16 protein-coding genes are annotated in these 17,917 nt (G+C 68.1%); 6 read left to right on the forward strand and 10 right to left on the reverse strand.

The features are described from left to right. Positions 1-3: 3 nt before the first annotated feature. The 3 genes from EV192_RS34100 to EV192_RS34110 are packed head-to-tail and all read right to left on the reverse strand — an operon-like array spanning position 4 to position 2,806. Positions 4-432, reverse strand: coding sequence for an RDD family protein (locus EV192_RS34100; RefSeq protein WP_132122715.1), 429 nt, complete (start codon positions 430-432; stop codon positions 4-6). After that, entirely contained in the window at positions 389-1,864 is a 1,476-nt protein-coding gene (locus EV192_RS34105) for a purine-cytosine permease family protein (RefSeq protein WP_132122716.1), read from the reverse strand. The genes EV192_RS34100 and EV192_RS34105 overlap by 44 nt, the downstream gene beginning before the upstream one ends. 30 nt (positions 1,865-1,894) lie before the next feature. Beyond that, positions 1,895-2,806, reverse strand: coding sequence for a nucleoside hydrolase (locus EV192_RS34110; protein WP_132122717.1), 912 nt, complete (start codon positions 2,804-2,806; stop codon positions 1,895-1,897). 96 nt (positions 2,807-2,902) lie between these two features. Between EV192_RS34110 and speB the strand changes: the two genes are divergently transcribed. Continuing rightward, positions 2,903-3,904 carry an agmatinase gene (gene speB / locus EV192_RS34115; protein WP_132122718.1) on the forward strand — a complete coding sequence of 334 codons (1,002 nt, stop codon included), beginning with the start codon at positions 2,903-2,905 and terminating at the stop codon, positions 3,902-3,904. On the opposite strand, the gene EV192_RS34120 is transcribed toward speB, so the two are convergent. Both EV192_RS34120 and EV192_RS34125 read right to left on the reverse strand, forming a co-directional pair. Continuing rightward, positions 3,901-4,749, reverse strand: a complete 849-nt coding sequence (locus EV192_RS34120) for an SAM-dependent methyltransferase (RefSeq protein WP_132122719.1) — start codon at positions 4,747-4,749, stop codon at positions 3,901-3,903. The genes speB and EV192_RS34120 overlap by 4 nt on opposite strands. A 66-nt stretch (positions 4,750-4,815) precedes the next feature. Next, positions 4,816-5,133 carry a hypothetical protein gene (locus tag EV192_RS34125; RefSeq protein WP_132122720.1) on the reverse strand — a complete coding sequence of 106 codons (318 nt, stop codon included), beginning with the start codon at positions 5,131-5,133 and terminating at the stop codon, positions 4,816-4,818. 41 nt (positions 5,134-5,174) lie between these two features. Here EV192_RS34125 and EV192_RS34130 point away from each other — a divergent pair, with 41 nt between their 5' ends. Continuing rightward, complete coding sequence (locus EV192_RS34130) at positions 5,175-6,632, forward strand: AlkA N-terminal domain-containing protein (protein WP_132122721.1); 1,458 nt, start codon at positions 5,175-5,177, stop codon at positions 6,630-6,632. On the opposite strand, the gene EV192_RS34135 is transcribed toward EV192_RS34130, so the two are convergent. The 5 genes from EV192_RS34135 to EV192_RS34155 all read right to left on the reverse strand — a co-directional run bounded on the left by EV192_RS34135 (position 6,627) and on the right by EV192_RS34155 (position 13,130). Further along, a complete protein-coding gene (locus EV192_RS34135; RefSeq protein ID WP_132122722.1) occupies positions 6,627-9,119 on the reverse strand; it encodes a hypothetical protein in 2,493 nt (830 codons plus the stop codon). The genes EV192_RS34130 and EV192_RS34135 overlap by 6 nt on opposite strands. Next, complete coding sequence (locus EV192_RS34140; protein ID WP_132122723.1) at positions 9,116-9,964, reverse strand: carbohydrate ABC transporter permease; 849 nt, start codon at positions 9,962-9,964, stop codon at positions 9,116-9,118. Before EV192_RS34140 ends, EV192_RS34135 begins: the two co-directional genes overlap by 4 nt. Then, positions 9,961-10,833 carry a carbohydrate ABC transporter permease gene (locus tag EV192_RS34145; protein WP_132122724.1) on the reverse strand — a complete coding sequence of 291 codons (873 nt, stop codon included), beginning with the start codon at positions 10,831-10,833 and terminating at the stop codon, positions 9,961-9,963. The genes EV192_RS34140 and EV192_RS34145 overlap by 4 nt, the downstream gene beginning before the upstream one ends. Beyond that, on the reverse strand, positions 10,826-12,088 hold the full coding sequence (locus EV192_RS34150) for an ABC transporter substrate-binding protein (protein WP_243727248.1): 1,263 nt from the start codon (positions 12,086-12,088) through the stop codon (positions 10,826-10,828). Before EV192_RS34150 ends, EV192_RS34145 begins: the two co-directional genes overlap by 8 nt. A 145-nt stretch (positions 12,089-12,233) precedes the next feature. After that, positions 12,234-13,130 carry a MerR family transcriptional regulator gene (locus tag EV192_RS34155; RefSeq protein WP_207926358.1) on the reverse strand — a complete coding sequence of 299 codons (897 nt, stop codon included), beginning with the start codon at positions 13,128-13,130 and terminating at the stop codon, positions 12,234-12,236. Positions 13,131-13,168: 38 nt separating this feature from the next. Between EV192_RS34155 and EV192_RS34160 the strand changes: the two genes are divergently transcribed. The 4 genes from EV192_RS34160 (at position 13,169) to EV192_RS34175 (ending at position 17,915) form a co-directional block, all read left to right on the forward strand. After that, entirely contained in the window at positions 13,169-13,873 is a 705-nt protein-coding gene (locus EV192_RS34160) for a maleylpyruvate isomerase family mycothiol-dependent enzyme (protein ID WP_132122725.1), read from the forward strand. Between the two features lie 52 nt (positions 13,874-13,925). Further along, entirely contained in the window at positions 13,926-15,113 is a 1,188-nt protein-coding gene (locus tag EV192_RS34165; protein WP_132122726.1) for an MFS transporter, read from the forward strand. A gap of 214 nt (positions 15,114-15,327) precedes the next feature. Then, positions 15,328-16,626, forward strand: a complete 1,299-nt coding sequence (locus EV192_RS34170; protein WP_243727249.1) for a GGDEF domain-containing protein — start codon at positions 15,328-15,330, stop codon at positions 16,624-16,626. A gap of 251 nt (positions 16,627-16,877) precedes the next feature. Next, the gene (locus EV192_RS34175; RefSeq protein WP_132122727.1) at positions 16,878-17,915 is read left to right on the forward strand and encodes a chitinase; all 1,038 of its coding nucleotides are present in this window, start codon (positions 16,878-16,880) and stop codon (positions 17,913-17,915) included. The last annotated feature ends 2 nt before the right edge of the window (positions 17,916-17,917 follow it).

Consider the following 17,917-nt stretch of genomic DNA (forward strand, 5'->3'; position numbering starts at 1 on the left):
TCGCTACTGCAGGAGCAACGCGAAGATCCCGAAGACGCCGAGCAGCCAGTCCCGGGTGAAGTGCCAGAGCGTGCCCCGGCCGCCGGTGTCCTCGCGGACCACCCGCAGCGCGGTCACGAACTTGCCGACCGTGGCCTGGCACAGCCACTGCACGAAGATCCGGTCCACAATAGAGAAACCGGCGAACACGAGCACGCTCAGCAGGATGAGCGTGAACAAGTCCGGCGACGTGCGGTGCAGCACCTGGTAGGCGAGCAGGAACCCGAGGCCGCCGTGCACGATCAGGTCGATGGCGAACGCCAGTGTCGTCCGCAGCGACCGCTTCGACGGGTAGCGCTGCTCGACCGTCCCCGCCGGCGCCCCTGCCCAAGCCGGTTGCCGCCACAGGTCACGGCGCCGCACGGTGATCAGTTCGACCGACTTCTTCCCCATGGCCGAAGATCCTGCCCGATCCGGAACGCCGTTGTGCCGGGAAAGGGAAAGTCGACCCCGCGTACAGCACTCCGGCGAGCACGAACGTGAGGAAGACCCCGAGGTTGGACGCGGCGAAGCTGCCGTGCCTGGCGCTGTCCGGCAGCCAGTATCCGAGCAAGGAGTCGATGTTCGGGTCGCGGGACGTGACCAGGCCCCAACCGACCAGCGCGGCGACGACCAGCGAGAGCACCGCGGCCGGGCGCACCGCACGCGCACGCGGTGGGTACAGCTCGTCCTGGGCGTATCCGTCGCGGCGGTACAGGAGCATGTCGGTGATGAAGATCGCCGCCCAGGCCGCGCTCGGCACCGCGAACAGCGTCAGGAACGACATGAACGGGTCGAAGAACGTCGGCGCGACGAAGATCAGGTATATCCCGCCGAGGACCATCAGGCCGCCGTCGATGCCGACCGCGATCTCGCGCCGCAACGGCACCCCGAGCGCGAGCAGGATCAGCCCGGACGAGTACAGGTTCATCACCGCGCCCGCGACACACGACAGGATCACGCTGATCGTGAACGGGACCAGGAACCACGTCGGCAGCAGCTCCGCCAAGGCGCCGAACGGGTCCTTCGCGACGCGCCCGGCCAGGTCCGGCGCGCCGGCGCTGAGCACCACTCCAGCAAGCATCAGCACCAACGGCGTGAGGACGCCCGCGAACGTCGTCCAGCCGACAACGCCTTTCCTGGACGACGTGACCGGCAGGTAGCGGCTGTAGTCGGCGCCGCTGTTCGCCCAACTCAGCCCGCCGCCCGCGGCCACCATGATGACGCCCGCGACAATCGGCACCGTGCCAGTGGGGGATTCGGTGTTGAAACCTTCGGCGGCGAAACGCAGGTGCGGAATGATGATGACGAAATAGATCGCGGCCAGGCCGGCGCCGGTGATGGCCAACCATTTCTGCACGCGCATGACGACGTCGTAGCCGTACACGCAGATCACGATGGTCGCCAGCGCGATCACCGCGAAGCTCACCGCGAGCGTGCCGTTCCCGGCCAGGCCGAGCCGGGCCAGCGCGGTTCGGGCGGCCAGCGCGCCGAGCGCGACGCTGATGATCTCCCAGCCGACCGTGGACAGGAAACTCAGTCCGGTCGGGATCTTGTTGCCGTGCAGGCCGAAGGTGGCGCGGCTCAACGTCATGGTCGGCGCGCCGCCCCGGACCCCGGCGAGCGCCGTCAAACCGACCAGGGGATAGGACACGACCAGCCCGACGACGATCGCGACGACCGCCTCCCACCAGCTCAGGCCGAGGGCGATCACGAAGATCCCGGAGGCGACCGGGAAGAGGCTCAGATTGGCGGCCGTCCACGGCCAGAACAGCGCCCGTGGCGTGCCGTGCCGTTCATCCTCGGCGACCCGGTCGATGCCTTTCCGTTCCCTCGTCAGGTCCACCGAGCTCTCCCGGTCGGTTCACCGTGATGTTCACCGCAAGGCGCGCCGCAGCTGGTCGAGCATGACGTCGACGTGCGCGGACATCGCCACTCGCACAGGCCTTCGCTCGTTCTCACCGGCGCGGAAGCATAGCAGTGTGGCGCCGCGCGGATAGCCGACCAGTTCGACCCGCACCCGGTGGCGTTCGTAGCGGGCGAGTTCCGGGTTCACCGCGATCGCGGCGGCGAGCGGGTCGTACAGCAGGCACCCCCGGCTGGCCTTGCTGTAGAACCTGACGTAGTGCCCGATCCACTGGGCCGCTGAGCGCCCGACAGCGCCGCCGCCGATCTGGTCGAGCCACGCGCCGTCCGCCCACGCCTGGCCGGTGACGTCCAGCGGGACCATCGTCATGGTGAACCCGGCGGCGAGGACCTTCTCCGCGGCCTCCGGGTCGTTGCGCGCGTTCGCCTCGGCGTGCGCGGTCACGTTCCCGGCCGCGTGCACAGCCCCGCCGCACCACACCACCTCCCGCAGCAGCAACGGCAGGTCCGGCTCAAGATCCAGGGCGAGCGCGAGGTTGGTGAGCGGCCCCAACGCGAGCAACGCCAGGTTGGACCGGTCCCGCGCGAGCCGCACGATCTGCTCGGCCGCGGACTCGGTTGTCGGCTTGCGGCTCGGTGACTCCCCGGCGTAGCCACCGAGCCCGTCCGAGCCGTGCACGTGCAGGGCCGTGAAGGTGCTTTCCTCCCCCGAATAGGGGACGTCCGCACCCATGGCGACCGGCACGTGCGGCAACCCCAGCACGTCCAGGACACGCAGGGCGTTGTCGGCCGCGAGCGCCGCGGGCACGTTCCCATGGACGCTGCCGACGGCCACGATCTCGGTGTCCGGCTGGGCCGCCAGCAGCATGAGCGCCAACGCGTCGTCGGCGCCTGGGTCGGTGTCCACGATCAGGGCGGCCATGGCCTCAGGCTCCTTGTTCGGGGCCGGCGGCGGAACTGTTTCCTGTATCGACTTAATCGGGCGACACCTTCAGTGCCGCGGCTAAGATCCGCGGACATGGCTCGCTACGGCCCCCAGTTCGGCCCGGACGTGACGTTCCTCGGCGTTCCGCGCTGTGACCTGACCGACCCGTCGACCTTCGCGGACGCCGACGTGGTGATCGTCGGCGCCCCGTTCGACGGCGGCACCACCCATCGGCCGGGCACGCGGTTCGGGCCGCAGGCCATCCGGACCACCGACTACCTGCCGCACGACAGTTCCCGGCCGAGCCTGGCGCTGCGCACCGACGGCCTGGTGGACCTCAGGATCTACGACGCGGGCGACGTGGAGATGTTCGCCGGGGACGTGGTGACGTCCCTGGCCGGCCTGCGCACCGAGGTGGCGAAGGTGGCCGGCGCCGGGGCGATCCCGGTCATCCTCGGCGGCGACCACGCGGTGACGTACGCCGACGCGTCCGGCGTGGCGGACGTCCTCGGCCACGGCCGGGTGTCGATGGTCCACTTCGACGCGCACGCGGACACGGGCGACATCGAGTTCGGGTCGTTGTGGGGGCACGGCGCGCCGATGCGCCGGCTGATCGAGTCCGGGGCGTTGCGCGGCGACCGGTTCCTGCAGATCGGGCTGCGCGGGTACTGGCCAGGGCCGGAGACCCTCGGCTGGATGGCGCAGCAGCGGATGCGGTCCTACGAGATGACCGAGATCGTGGCCCGTGGCCTGCCGGAATGCCTGACCGAGGCGTTCGCCATCGCCACCGACGAGTGCGACGGCGTGTTCCTGTCCGTCGACATCGACGTCTGCGACCCGGGCCACGCGCCCGGCACAGGCACCCCCGAGCCGGGCGGGCTCACCGCACGTGAACTGCTCGACTCGGTCCGGCGCATCTGCCTTGAACTGCCCGTCGTCGGCGTGGACGTCGTCGAGGTCAGCCCGCCGTACGACCACGCGGACATCACGGCCGCGCTGGCCAACCGGGTCGTCCTGGAGGCACTGTCCGCGATCGCGCGCCGCCGCCGCGGCGACGCCTGGGACCCACGGCAGCCCTTGCTGGACGGCCGTTAGCCGATTCGGCCCATGCCGCCGATGCCGAGCCAGCGGGCCGGGCCGTGCGCGTCGGCCTCGGTCGTGCCGTCCGGCCGCCAGTCCGGCAGCACCACGATGCCGGGGTCGAGCATCGTCAGCCCGTCGAAGTACGCGGCGAACTCGGCGCGGCCACGGACGTGGAGCTGTTCGCTCGCGTCGTCGTAGACGCTGACCAGCCCGAGAACCTGTTCGTACGTGGCCGGATCGTGCTGTTGGACCTCGTCCAGGGTGATGATCGACATCGGCAGCAGGCTGCCCGGCGCACAGCGGTCCCGGTAGGTCGCGACCAGTCCGGCGGGGTCGTAGTCGTCGGCCACGTACAGCAGGATGCCGACCATGAGCATGCCCATCGGCCGGGAGAAGTCCAGCAGGGTCTGCACTTCGGGCGCGTCGAGCACGCTCTCCGGGTCCCGGATGTCGGCATGCAGGATCGCCGCGTTCGCGTTGCCGCGCAAGATCTTCTGGGCGTGGGACACGGCCGTGGAGTCGTAGTCGACGTACACCACGCGGCCGTCGGGATTCCGTTGCTGCACGATCTCGTGCACGTTGCCCACGGTGGGGATGCCGGAGCCGAGGTCGAGGAACTGGTCGATGCCCTCGTCCAGGCAGGCGTTCACCACCCGGCGCAGCCAGGACCGGCTCAGCCGCGCCAACGCCGGCGTCACCGGCAGCACTGTCTTCGCCCGCTCGGCCAGTTCCCGGTCGGCGGCGAAGTTCAGCGCGCCACCCAGGTAGTAGTCGTACATCCGGGACGCGTTCGGGGTTTTCTCGTCGTAACTGCGTGGCCCGATCGGCTGCAACGGAGGTGGGGTACGCCGGTTCATCGGGCACAGCATCCTCTTCGCTGGCAAGGCAGGCAAGCCGCCCGATGAACCGCCCGCCGACGCGGATTATCTGATCATCCGAGGTGTGACGGACCTCAGGACGTGGGCGAAGACATCGAGCGTGGCGGCGTAGCCGTGCTCGGGCGGCGTGCCGTAGCCGACGATGATCCCTTGTGGATGGTCGCCGGGCGGGTGCCACCGGTCGCCCAGATGTCCGAGCGCCGGCAAGACCATCCATCCCAGCCGCAGCGCCGGTCCCAACGTCTTGGATGTCGTACCGACATCCCGGCAACAGGTGTTGCACCGACCGTTGAGGTGTTGCTCCTCGCTGGTGTCGTGGTCGGGCTGGCCGTGTTCGCCCGCGGCTCGACCGCCGTGTCGCATTCTCGCTAGTCCGGCACGGGGAACTGAGCAATGCTGGGGTCATGCACGAGGACACCGAGAGCTGCGTACGGGCGGTCCACTCCAAGGACGCCCGGTTCGACGGCTGGTTCTACACGGCGGTCGTCACCACCCGGATCTACTGCCGTCCCAGCTGCCCGGTGGTCCCGCCGAAGGTCCAGAACATGCGCTTCTACCCGAGCGCCGCCGCGGCCCAGCAAGCCGGTTTCCGTGCCTGCAAACGCTGTCGTCCGGACGCCACCCCGGGCTCTCCACAGTGGAACGAACGTGCCGACCTTGTTGCCCGCGCGATGCGCCTCATCGCCGACGGCGTGGTCGACCGCGACGGTGTCCCCGGCCTCGCCGCTCGCCTCGGCTACAGCGTCCGCCAGATCCAACGCCAGCTGGTCGCCGAGCTCGGCGCCGGCCCGCTCGCCATCGCGCGGGCACAACGCGCCCAGACCGCGCGGCTGCTCATCGAGACCACCGCCACACCCCTGGGTGATGCGGCGTTCGCGGCCGGGTTCGGCAGCGTCCGCTCGTTCAACGACACCATCCGCGAGGTCTTCGGCCTCACCCCGGGTGAGCTCCGGACGCGGTCCAAGAACGTGATCACGACCCCGGGTTCCCTGGCGCTGCGGCTCCCGTTCCGCAGCCCGCTCTGCCCGGACAACCTGTTCGGGCACCTGGTCGCCACCGCGGTTCCGGGCGTGGAGGAGTGGCGGGACGGCTCGTACCGCCGGGCGCTTCGCCTGCCGCACGGCCACGGGATCGCGGCGCTCCGCCCGACCCCGGACTACATCGACTGCCGGCTCACCCTCAGCGACATGCGGGACCTGTCGGTGGCGATCACCCGCTGCCGCTGGCTGCTGGACCTGGACGCGGACCCGATCGCCATCGACGACCTGCTGCACCAGGACCCGTTCCTGGCATCGCTGGTCACCAAGGCACCGGGCCGGCGGGTCCCGCGGGCCGCGGACGGGCCGGAGTTCGCCATCCGTGCCGTCCTCGGCCAACAGGTGTCGACCGCCGCCGCGCGGACCCACGCTGGCCGGATGGTGACTGCGGCCGGTGAGGCCATCAGCGACGACGAGGGCGGCCTCACCCATCTCTTCCCCACGACGGAGGCGCTGGCCGCGCTCGACCCGGCCACGTTCGCCATGCCGGAATCCCGCCGTACGACCCTCACCAGGCTGCTCGACGCCCTGCCCGGCATCGACCTCAGCGTCGGTAGCGACTGGCAGGAAGCCCGCGCGAAGCTGGCCACCCTCCCCGGCTTCGGTCCGTGGACGATCGAGACGATCGCCATGCGCGCCCTGGGCGACCCGGACGCGTTCAACCCGACCGACCTGGGTGTTCGCCGCGCCGCGGAGGACGTCGGCCTGCCCAAGACCCCCGCGGCGCTGACGGCTCACGCGGCCGCGTGGCGCCCGTGGCGCGCCTACGCCGTCCAGTACCTGTGGGCCACGGGCGACCACCCGATCAACTTCCTGCCGTCATAGCGGCCGGCCGTGCGTCAACGAGATCACATGCGACCCGATCCGCATCTCCTCGGCTCCCCAGGGAATGCGGCACAGCGGATTGTCCACATGGTACTGCGGAGCCAGGTCGACCACCTGTCCGTCCACGGTGAACGGCAGATCCCAGTGCAGGCTCATCCCGCGGTAGTCGACACCGGACGGCCCGAACTCCGGATTTCCCAAGCTGTCGACGAAGTCGGCGAACGACCCGTCCACCGCCCGCCGTCCCACCACACACACCCACACGGTCCCGCCCCGTACTTCTTGACCGGCGTTGGGCCCACGGGTGAGCATCCGGCAGCCGTCGTCGGAGCCGAGCGCGACATAGCCGTCGCCCACCCGGCCGGCCAGCCACGGCCCGGCCGAGACGTGCTCGTCGAACGTCCACAGTGGAAACCAGCCGTGCGGGTAGCCCATCGGGTCGTCCGCCGGGATCCGGTAGACCGCGAGCACCACGTTCCGGTGTTGACGAACTCGCGGCAGAACGCGGTTGCCGGCCCACGCGTTCGGCCGCGCGGACGAGTGCGTCGCGTCGTTCGGCGTGTGCGTCACGTAGACCTGCGTCTCCGGACCGAGCGTGGCACCCCAGATGTGTTCCTGCAACCCGGGCAGACCCGGCCGGTAGTCCTGGACCGACGACAGCATCGCGTCCGGAGTCTTGTAGACCACCAGATCCGAAGCGTACTCTCGGTCAAGAAGATCGTTGTGCACCCGGTACGTCCCACGATAACGCTGTCGACCGACCCACTCTGCGGGCAGGGCGGCAGCCGAAGCGATCTCCGGAGGCAACACATAACGCTTCGCGGTAGCCAGGACAGTCGCCGGCAGGGTGGCGTGGTTCAACGCCCCCATGCCCCAGCACAGCCACATGATGGACGCGGTCTCTTCAAGCCGCGCGGTCCGTTGCGTCTGCACGTACGAGCGGCCGTGCGCGGACACGTGCGCACCCCGCCACGAGTTGGCGGCCAGCGTGAACAACGTCTTGTCCAACAATCCGGCCGCCAACTCGACGATCCTCGTGTTCTCGGCGAACTCCACCAGCGACGTCAGCGCCAGCACGTCCACGGCGAGATACGCGTTGGAGTCGAACTCGCTGTAACCGCCGGCGAGTTTGCGCGTCAGCCACTCCACCGCCAGCGACTCGCCGTGCTCCCGGTGCCGGCGCCCGTCCCAGCCCGTGTTGCCGAACGTCGAATCGCCGAACGCCTGTCCCGCAAGCAGCTCGGCCGTATGCCACACCAACTGATGGTTCTCGGTGAAATAACACATTGCGTCGAGACCCGGTTGGTCGATCCAATACTTCAGACCCAGCAACGCCGACCGTACCTCGTCCGGACACCCAGGAACCCGATGCCACAGATGAAGCAACCCGAGCGCCTCGAAGTCAGCGCAGTCCGCTCGCTGGGAGATCATCCACAGCGACCGTTCCAACCGCTCCACGCGGACCTGGTGGGACGGTTCCAGGGCGTGCGAGGCAAGCTCGGCGGCACAGCCGTTCGCGCTCGCGGCGGCGTGCTCCAGCAGTTCCCGACGCCAGTCGGCGGGTTCGCCGACCGGCGAAACCCGGTTCGGTGGCAGCACGCACACGCCGAACTCCCGGAACTGTGCCCCCATCGAGACCCGGACCGTCCGCTCACCCGTCGTGAGCATCGACGCCGAACCGACGCCGGTGTCCTCGTCGCCGGATATTGGTACGACGGCTTTGCCGTCGACGAACGTCACCATCCGGTCCACCGGGCCACACCGCACCCGAAGCTCAACCCCGGCTGGCCCGGTCAGTTCGAGCGTTGGCGTGGCCAGGCCCCACCGTGGCACCCCCACGGCGTCAAGAACCTGGTCAGCAAGCGCGTTCGCTGGCGAGCCAGGTACCACAACGCGAACCGGTAGCCCGCCGACCCGCAGCCGCACCACCTGCCGGCACTCCCGGAAACCGACCTGCCACAACACCGTGACGACCTCGGTGCGTCCAGCCGGCAGCCACACGTCCACCTTGTGGGCGTGTGGCTCCATGTACGTCACCCTGGTCGTGCGCAGAACACATTTGCCACCGACGAACAACAGCGCCGGCCCGGTGCTGGCGAGTTCGAGCGTCCGCCATTCCGCCTGGTCGACCTCGACCACAGTGCCGGCAAGCGCGACCCGTTTCGCCGGCGTGAAACAGAACTCGCTGAAGTCCACCAACCCGTCGGACGCCGTGTGCGCCCGCCGCCACTCGCCGGAATGCCCGGCGTAGTCGACCGGCTCGCCCTCCACCAGCGGAGTCACCGCCTCCTCCGAAAGCGGTGACAGCGAATAGAGTTTCGCCTTGAGCGGGGTCACGTCCGGCCCGTTCGTCAACACCCAACGGCCGTTCTCGCCCCACGGCGACCCTTCGCTGTCGAGGATCGAGAGATCCAGGGGCTCGCTCCACGGCCCGGCGACCAGCCAGTCCCGCACACCACCGCGTTCGTCGAGCACGTGCTCGCTCATTTGAATCCCGTCTGTGCGATTCCCTTGACAATGTGCCGCTGCATGATGAGGAACACGATGACCACAGGGATCATGCTCACCACGGACATGGCGAGGATGTAGTTGAACGGCACCACTTCCTCGCTGTTGAACTGCGCGAGCGCGACCGGCAGCGTGTACTTGTCCTGTGACTGCGCGATCACCAGCGGCCAGAGGAAGTCGTTCCACCGCCAGATCACCGAGAAGATCGTGACCACCGCCAGCGCGGCCCGGCACAACGGCAGCACGAGCCGCAGGAAGATGCGCAGCTCACCGGCGCCGTCGATTCTGGCCGCCTCGATCATCTCGTCCGGAATCGTCAGCATGTACTGGCGCAACAGGAAAACCCCGGTCGGGGTCGCCGCCGGCGGAATGATCATCCCGAGCAGCGAGTTGGTCACCCCCAGGTCCGAGGCGGTCCGGTACAACGGGATCAGGATGATCTGCAACGGGACCATGATCGTGCCGAGCGTGATCAGGAACAACACGTTCCGGCCGCGGAAGTTGTACTTCGCGAGCGCGTACGCCGCCAACGAGTTGATCACCAGGGTCAGCACGGTCGCCGAGATCGTGACGATTGTGCTGTTGCGCAGATACACCCCGAAGTCGAACCGGGACAACGCCTCGGTGTAGTTCGTCAGATCGAACGAGTTCGGCAGCAGAGTAGGCGGGCGGGCCGCCAGTTCCGTCCGATCCTTGAACGACGACAACACCGACCACACCACCGGCGCCAGGAACAGAATCGACAGGGCGATGAGCCCCGCGTACATCAGCACCTTGCCGGCGGTCGGCGGCTCGCCCGCCCGTGTTCCGGTCCACCGCCTCATATGGACTCCTTGCGGCGCCCATACCAGAAGTTCACCAGTGTGAGGGCGAAGATCGTGCAGAACAACACCACGGATCCGGCCGCCGCCAAGCCGTACTGGATCGGCGACCGGAACGCGTGCTCGTAGATGTACTGCACCATGAACGTGGTCGCGCCCAACGGCCCGCCACCGGTCAACGTGTAGACGAAGTCGAACGCCTGGAACCCGGTGATCATCGCCAGAATGACCACGACGAGCGTCGTCGGCCGCAACAACGGCATGGTGACGTGCCGGAAACGTTGCCACGCCGAAGCGCCGTCCATTCTGGCGGCCTCGTAGTACGATCCGTCGATGCCCTGCAGGCCGGCCATCAGGATCAACGTGTAGAACCCCACGTGCATCCACACCGCGACGAAAATCGTCACGCCCAGCGCGAGCGGTCCGTTCACCAGCCAGCCGACTTCGATGCCCAGCAACGAGTTCAACCCGCCGGACTGCCGTTGCAGAATCCACCCCCACAGCAGCCCGATCACCACCGGCGACAGCAGGACCGGCAGAAAGAACACCGCCCGGAAGAATCCCCGCGCCCGGATCCGCTGGGTCAGCAACAACGCCAGCCCGATTGCGGCCACGGTCGACAGCACGACGAACGCGACCACGAAGATCACGCTCGCCTGTGCCGCCGACCAGAACTCACTGTCGCTGAACAGTTTCCGGTAGTTGTCGGTGCCGACCGGTTTGAACGTCCGGCCGTTGGAGCTGTCGTACGCGCTGATGTTGAAGCCGTTGATCGCCGGATAGATGATGAACACCCCGAAGATCAGCATGTTCGGCGCGACGAAGAAGTAAGGCGCCAGTCGCTGGTTCCACGGCTTGACGCGCTTAGCCATTCAGGTTCTTCTCCGCGGCCGCCCGAATGTTGTTCACCGTGTCCGCGACCGACTGTTTGCCCGCGATGGCGTTCGCCAGTTCCTTGACGATCGCGGTCGCGGTGGGGGAGAAGCCGACGCTGTAGGTGCTGGCGTAGCTGTCCGGATTCGTGCGTTTCACGTCCGCCAAGAACACAGCCATGTCCTCAGCCCGTTGCGGGTATTGGACACCCTCGGCGACCAGGTCCTTGCGGGTGGGCAGGAACTGGGATTCCTTGGCGTACTTGGTCTGCGCCTCCCGCGAGTTCATGAACGCCACGAACTTCGCGGCCAGCTGCGGGTTCTTGCTCTGCTTGAACGCCATCATGAACTTCCCGCCCGGGTACCCGCCGCACCTGTCCGCGCACGGGTTGGCGATCGCGGCCCACTTGAACTTGGCCGCCTTGACGAACTGGCTGACCTGCCAGTTGCCGCTGAAGTAGACGGGCGCGTCGCCGGCCAGGAAAATGTCGTTGCCGCCCTTGTACTTGGTGCCCGACTCGATCCAGAAGTCCTGCGACATCACGTTCTGCTTGGTGAGGTCGACGAACAACTGCACCGCCCGAGCGGTCTTGGCCGGGTCGAGCTGGACCTTGCCGTCCGAGCCGTAGATGTTGGTGCCGAACTGGTTGATCATGCCGGCGACCCGGTGCCCGGACTTGTCGTACGCGATGGCGAACGGGGTTCCGTTGGCCTGCTGGACCTTCTTGGCGTTGGTGACCAGCTCGTCCCAGGTCCAGGGCTTGTCCGGGGTCGGTGGCGTGACTCCGGCCTTCGCGAACTGGTCCAGGTTGACGAACGGGCCGTTCATGGTCAGGTCGCTGGGCAACGCCAGCAACTCGCCGTTCTTGCCGTGCACGTACTGCTGGGTCTCGTCCAGGTACTGCCCGCCGATGTCCTGACCGGCCTTGTTGAGGTCGAGCAGTGCGTCCCGGAACCCGGTCAGCGTGCTCTCCCTGGCCACGTCCGGCGCGTTGTTCGCCGAGATCCTGGCCTGCAACTGCTGGTCCAACCCGGAGAACGGGACGATCTGCAGCTCCACGGTGGATCCGGTCTGCTGCTCGAACTGCTTGATCAGGTCCCGGGTGGTCTGCTCGTCGGGTCCGTCGGTGAAGTACAGGTAGGTCAGCTGGTTGGGGCCGCTGGTCGACGGCTTCGCCCCCTCGTCGGTCGTGCCTGGCGAGCATGCCCCCAGAACCAGCAGCGCGCTGATGATGATGCCCATGCGTCTTTGCACGTGGCTCGCCTCCGTTGGGATAGAAAGCGCTTTCTATGGCGCAGACTAGATCCACCGGCGGACCGGGTCAATCAGTCCCGGGATCCGTTCGAACGCTCACGAAGAGTCACATTCGCCACGGACGTCACCTGGCGTTCACCTGTGCTCAATGTTGGGCCGCAACGGCTTCCGCCAGCGAGTCGAGCAGCCAGATGTGCGTGCCACCCAGCGTGGTCGTCTCGCCAGTCACCTCGGCGTACAGCCCCCAGTAGCGGCGGAACCCGGGTTCCCGGCCGGAAGCCAGCGTGGTCAGCAGCTCCTGACGGAACGCGGGGCTGTCCCGCCGGTCGCGGCCCACCGCGTGCGCCGCCACGAACTGGTCCAGCACCGGCCCCGGACCTGGGATCGTTCCGGCCGACACCAGGGGACTGGCCAGGCCGATCGCCTCGTCCACACCCGCCAGCATGGAGTGCTGGTCGACGACGTGCTCGGTCAGCAACGACGGCAACAAGCGGTTCGCGGTCAGCGTGACCATCTGCGCATAGGCCATGACCTGCGCGGCGGTCGGTTCGGCGGGCGGATCAGGCACGACCATCGCCGCGAACGCCTCGAACACCGGTTCCGGCCACGGGTTCGCGACGGCCCGCCGCCAGTACTCCACGAGCGTGTCATGCGCGGCACGGCTGTCCGTGACGGCGGTGAGCAGGTCCAACCGCGCCGCACGTTCCGTCGGCCGGGACTGCTCCACCGCGACGAGCGAGGCCCGTCGCCACGCCAGCTCGGCCAGCGAGACGTCCAGTTCGGCACGTGCCGCCGCCACCGCGTCCGCCATCGACCGCCGGCCGGCGAGCACATCGGTGATCGCCGGCAGTCCCAGCCCCAGGCCGCGCAGGCGCCGGACGAGCGTGAGCTGGTCGACCGCGTCCGGAGCGAACCGGCGATGCCCGCCGGTGCTGCGCACGGTGGTCAGGATGCCCGTGTCGCAGTAGAACCGGATGGTGCGCACCGGGACCCGGGTGAGCCGGGCCAGCTCGCCGATCCCCAAAGTGGTCCGAAATTGCACTTGAACCTCCACCCTGGTGGAGATCCTACGGTAATCGCATGAACCTCGGAGATCACCTGATCGAACAGACCGACGCCTTCGCCGACCTGGTCAAAGACGCGAATCCGGACGCGCGCGTGCCGACCTGCCCGGACTGGTCGCTACGGGTTCTGGTCGCCCACATGGGCCAAGCCCCGCGCTGGGCGGCCGGAATCGTCCGGACGCGTGCGGCCGCCGCGATCCCTGACCCGACCGAAGCCGACCCCGGACCACAGCGCGAATGGCCGGAATGGCTGCACGCCGGCGCCACGGACCTGGTCAAGTCCGTCGCGGACGACCCGGACGTCGAGGTGTGGACCGTCGTCGGACCACGACCCGCGTCCTTCTGGCTCCGGCGCATCCTGTGTGACCTGGTCGTGCACCGGGCGGACGCGGCTTTCACCGCGGGCAAGCCGTACGACGTCGCGCCGGAACTGGCGGCCGAGGCGATCAGCGAGGGACTGCGGCTGTTCGAGGAGACCCACGCGCAGCCCGGGACTGGCGAGACGCTTCTGGTGCGGCCCAACGACGCGGCGCCGTGGCGGATCACCCTCACGCCGGACGGGATGACCGCCGAACGCGGGGGAGACGCTGCTGACGTGGTGGTCAGCGGGCCTGCGCGGGACCTGCTGTTGGCGTTCACGCGCCGGATTCCGCCGGCGGCGGTCACGGTCAGTGGCGACCACGCGTTGCTCGAACGGTGGCTGGCCAACATTGGCTTGTAGCGGATAGGTTGCACTGAGTAACACTACGTTCGGTAGTGGCAGGTGCAGCCCCATGACTCGCGCCACCTTCAAGGACGTCTTCGCCGTCAGCGAGTTCCGGGCGCTGTTCGCCGCGCAACTCGTGTCCGTTGCGGGAGACCAGCTTGCGCGGGTCGCGGTGTCCCTTCTGGTGTACGCCCGGACGCGCTCACCAGCGTGGACCGCGGTCACGTATGCGCTTACTTTCCTGCCTGACATCGTGAGTGGTCCGCTGCTGTCCGGCGCGGCGGACCGGTTTTCTCGGCGTTCGGTCATGGTGGTCGCGGACGTGACACGCGTGGTGCTCGTCGCGGGGATGGCGTGGCCGGGCATGCCGTTGCCCGGCGTGGCTGTGCTTCTTGTCGCGGTGCAGATGATGAACGCGCCGTGGACAGCCGCACGGGCGGCGCTTCTGCCGCAGGTGCTGCCGGGGAACAGGTTCGTCGTCGGGATGGCCGTGTTCACCGTGACCACGCAGACCGCGCAGGTGCTGGGGTTCGCTTTGGGCGGCTTGGTCGTCGCCGCGGTCAGCCCGAACGGGGCGTTATGGGTGGACGCGGGCACGTTCGCGTGTTCGGCGTTGCTGGTGTGGCACGGAGTTCGTGACCGCTCGCTGCCCGGCCAGGAGTCCAGAGTGACCGGGTGGTTCGGACTGGCCCTGGTGTTGGCGGACGTGCGGCTGAAAGCGTTGGTGGCATTAGGTTGCGTGTCCGGGTTCTACATCGCAGGGGAGGCCGTCGTCGCGCCGTACGCGGCGGGGATCGGCGGCGGCGCTGTCGCGGTGGGACTCCTGCTGGCCGCGTACTCGGTCGGCAACGTCGTCGGCGTGGCCGTCGTCGCACGCTTGGTGCCTGAGCGAAGGCGGAGTTCGCTGGTGCCGCTCGCGATTTTGTCGTGCGCTCCGCTGACTGTGTGTCTGGCACATCCGGGGCTTGCGGTCACAATGTTGTTGTTCGCGTGTTCCGGAGCCGCCGGTGCGTACAACCTGACGGCGTCGACCCTTTTCGTGCAGTCCGTGCCGGACGCGCAACGCGGGCGGACATTCGGTATCGCCGTCACCGCGCTTCGGGTTTCCCAGGGAATCGGCGTAGTCGGTGCTGGAATTGCCGCCGAATACGTGGCGCCACATATTGTTGTGGCGTTCGCGGGGCTGCTGGGAATGGGGTTCGCGGCCCGTGCGGGCTGGTCCTGGCGGCGCGCCGGCCAGGACCAGCCCGCCTGAGCCGTCAGCGACGAGCCCAGTCGGTGGGGCGCTGGGTGCGCCAGTCGGTGGGACGCCCGGTCCTGGCGGCGGACGAGGTCGTGGTCATGGCTGCCTCCTCGGCATGGAGCGGTTGGTTGCGCTGGGTGATGTAAATGGCCACCTCTGGCGGAATGACACGAAGATCCAACCTGATTACAGTGCGAATTCTCCGTGTGTGGCAGGGGTGTCCGTGGTGCGATTGTCCAAGGCCGATGCCCGCCGACGAAACAACGGGTACGACCCGCGACGCTGGTCGGTGTGGTCGTTGCGCCGACCGGTGCTCGCCTATCTGTTAGTGGTCGAGGTGCTGGCGCTCGTGATCGTGGGCGTCACGGTCACTTTGGTACCGGTGACCCCGCGGTCGCTGTTCTGGTTCGGCCTGCTGTTGTTCGGTGAGATCGCTCACCTGGAGACGGCACGCGGCATCGAACGCATTCGGGAGTTGGGCGCCGACGGCCGCCCACACATGCACCTGCAGTCGATCTGGATTTTCGCCGCGCTGCTGCTCCTCCCGCCACCGCTGGTCGCGGTCGTCATCGCGGTCAGCTACACCCATTCGTGGGTTCGGGTCTACCGTCGCCGCAGCGTGCTGCACCGAAAAGTGTTCTCGGCGGCCACCGTTCTCCTCGCGTGCGCGGCCGCGGGCGTCGTCCTGCACGCGGGCACCGGCGGGCATCTTGGGCCCTACATGCAGCACCTCGACGGCTTCGGCGGGATGGTCACGCTCGTGATCGCGGGCGGTGTCTACTTCCTGGTCAACTACGCCATGGTGGTGGCGGTCATCATCGCGACAAACCCCGCCAACCCCGGTCGCACCGCCCTCGGGAACCTCTCTGACGTGCTGATAGTCAACGCGGCCGTGGGTGTCGGCGCCGGCATCGCCCTCGTGGTGACTGTGCGTCCATGGCTACTCCCCGTGCTCGCCGCCACCCCACTCGCCCTCCACCTGGGCCTGCTGCTGCCCCAGTTCCAGACCGCGGCCCGGACAGACTCCAAGACCGCGCTGCTCGACCCGTCCTTCTGGACCGAGGTCGCCCGCCGCGAACTGGTCCGCGCCGAGCGCCTCGGCTCCACCCTCGGAATCCTCATCATCGACATCGACCATTTCAAGGAAATCGACGACAACTACGGCCACCTCGCCGGCGACGAAGTGCTCCGCGCGGTCGCCGCCGCAATTCGCGACCAGGTCCGCGGCGGCGATTTCGTCGGCCGCTACGGCGGTGACGAATTCGCTGTACTGTTGCCCGGAACCGCCGGCGCCGACCTGATTGTCGTAGCGGACCGAATAAGAGCCCAAATCAGCCGGGTGAACGTCTCGGTGCACGCCATCAACTGTGTCGCCCCCCGTCCGATAACCGGCCTGACCGCATCGATCGGGGCAGCCTCCTACCCGGACACCGCGACCGAGCTCACCCCCCTCCTGCTGGCCGCGGACCAAGCCCTCTACGACGCGAAAGCCACCGGCCGCAACCACACCGTCGCCGCGACCTGACTCGGCGTGTCTCGCGTTCCCGGACGGTGTGTCGCGCGTTCCGGGACCATGAAACTCCCCCAGACCACCGGTCATCGCGCCTTCGCGACCCCTGACTCGATTGGTTCAACCATTCGAAGGGTTGTCCCCGGTGACGCCAAGCGCTTACTGTGCGTGAGAACGACAAATTTCTGGCAGGCGCGAGCCAGTACGTCGGCTCGCGCCCTGCACCCGGACGCAGTCCTGGTCCGCGAGCCAGAAAGGAGTCAGGTATGCGTCGTCTGCTCACATGCCTGCTGGGTCTCGGCCTCGCGATCACCTGCGCGGCGCCCACATCGGCCGCGGTCCAGGCGGACACGTGCGCGGTGAAGTCCCGCCCACCCGGCAAGGTCCTCCAGGGCTACTGGGAGAACTGGGACGGTTCGGCCAACGGCGTGCACCCACCGTTCGGCTGGGTGCCGATCACCGACAGCCGCATCATGGCCCACGGATACAACGTGATCAACGCGGCCTTCCCGGTCATCCTCAACGACGGGACGGCTCTCTGGCAGGACGGCATGGACGCCGGCGTGAAGGTGTCCCCACCCGCCGACATGTGCGCGGCCAAAGCGGCCGGCGCCACCCTCCTGCTGTCCATCGGCGGCGCCGCGGCCGGCATCGACCTCAACTCGACCGCGGTGGCCAACAAGTTCGTGTCCACGATCGTGCCGATCCTGAAGCAGTACAACTTCGACGGGATCGACATCGACATCGAGACGGGCCTGACCAACAGCGGGAAGATCAACCAGCTGTCCACGTCGCAGTCGAACCTGATCAGGATCATCGACGGCGTGCTCGCCCAGATGCCCGCCAACTTCGGCCTCACCATGGCCCCCGAGACCGCGTACGTGACCGGCGGCAGCGTCACCTACGGCTCCATCTGGGGAGCCTACCTGCCGATCATCAAGAAGTACGCGGACAACGGCCGCCTCTGGTGGCTGAACATGCAGTACTACAACGGAAGCATGTACGGCTGCGCCGGCGACTCCTACCAGGCCGGCACGGTGCAGGGCTTCACAGTGCAGACGAACTGCCTGAACAACGGCCTCGTCATCCAGGGCACCACCATCAAAGTCCCGTTCGACAAGCAGGTCCCCGGCCTGCCCGCCCAGCCGGGCGCCGGCGGCGGCTACATGTCAACCGGCCTGGTCTCCCAAGCCTACCGAGGCTTCGGCACCAACCTGAAAGGCCTGATGACCTGGTCCATCAACTGGGACGGCTCCAAGAACTGGACGTTCGGCAACAACGTGAAGTCCTTGCAGGGCCGCTGATC

Origin of the sequence: Actinocrispum wychmicini (genome assembly GCF_004345645.1) — a bacterium.
GTDB classification, from domain to species: domain Bacteria; phylum Actinomycetota; class Actinomycetes; order Mycobacteriales; family Pseudonocardiaceae; genus Kibdelosporangium; species Kibdelosporangium wychmicini.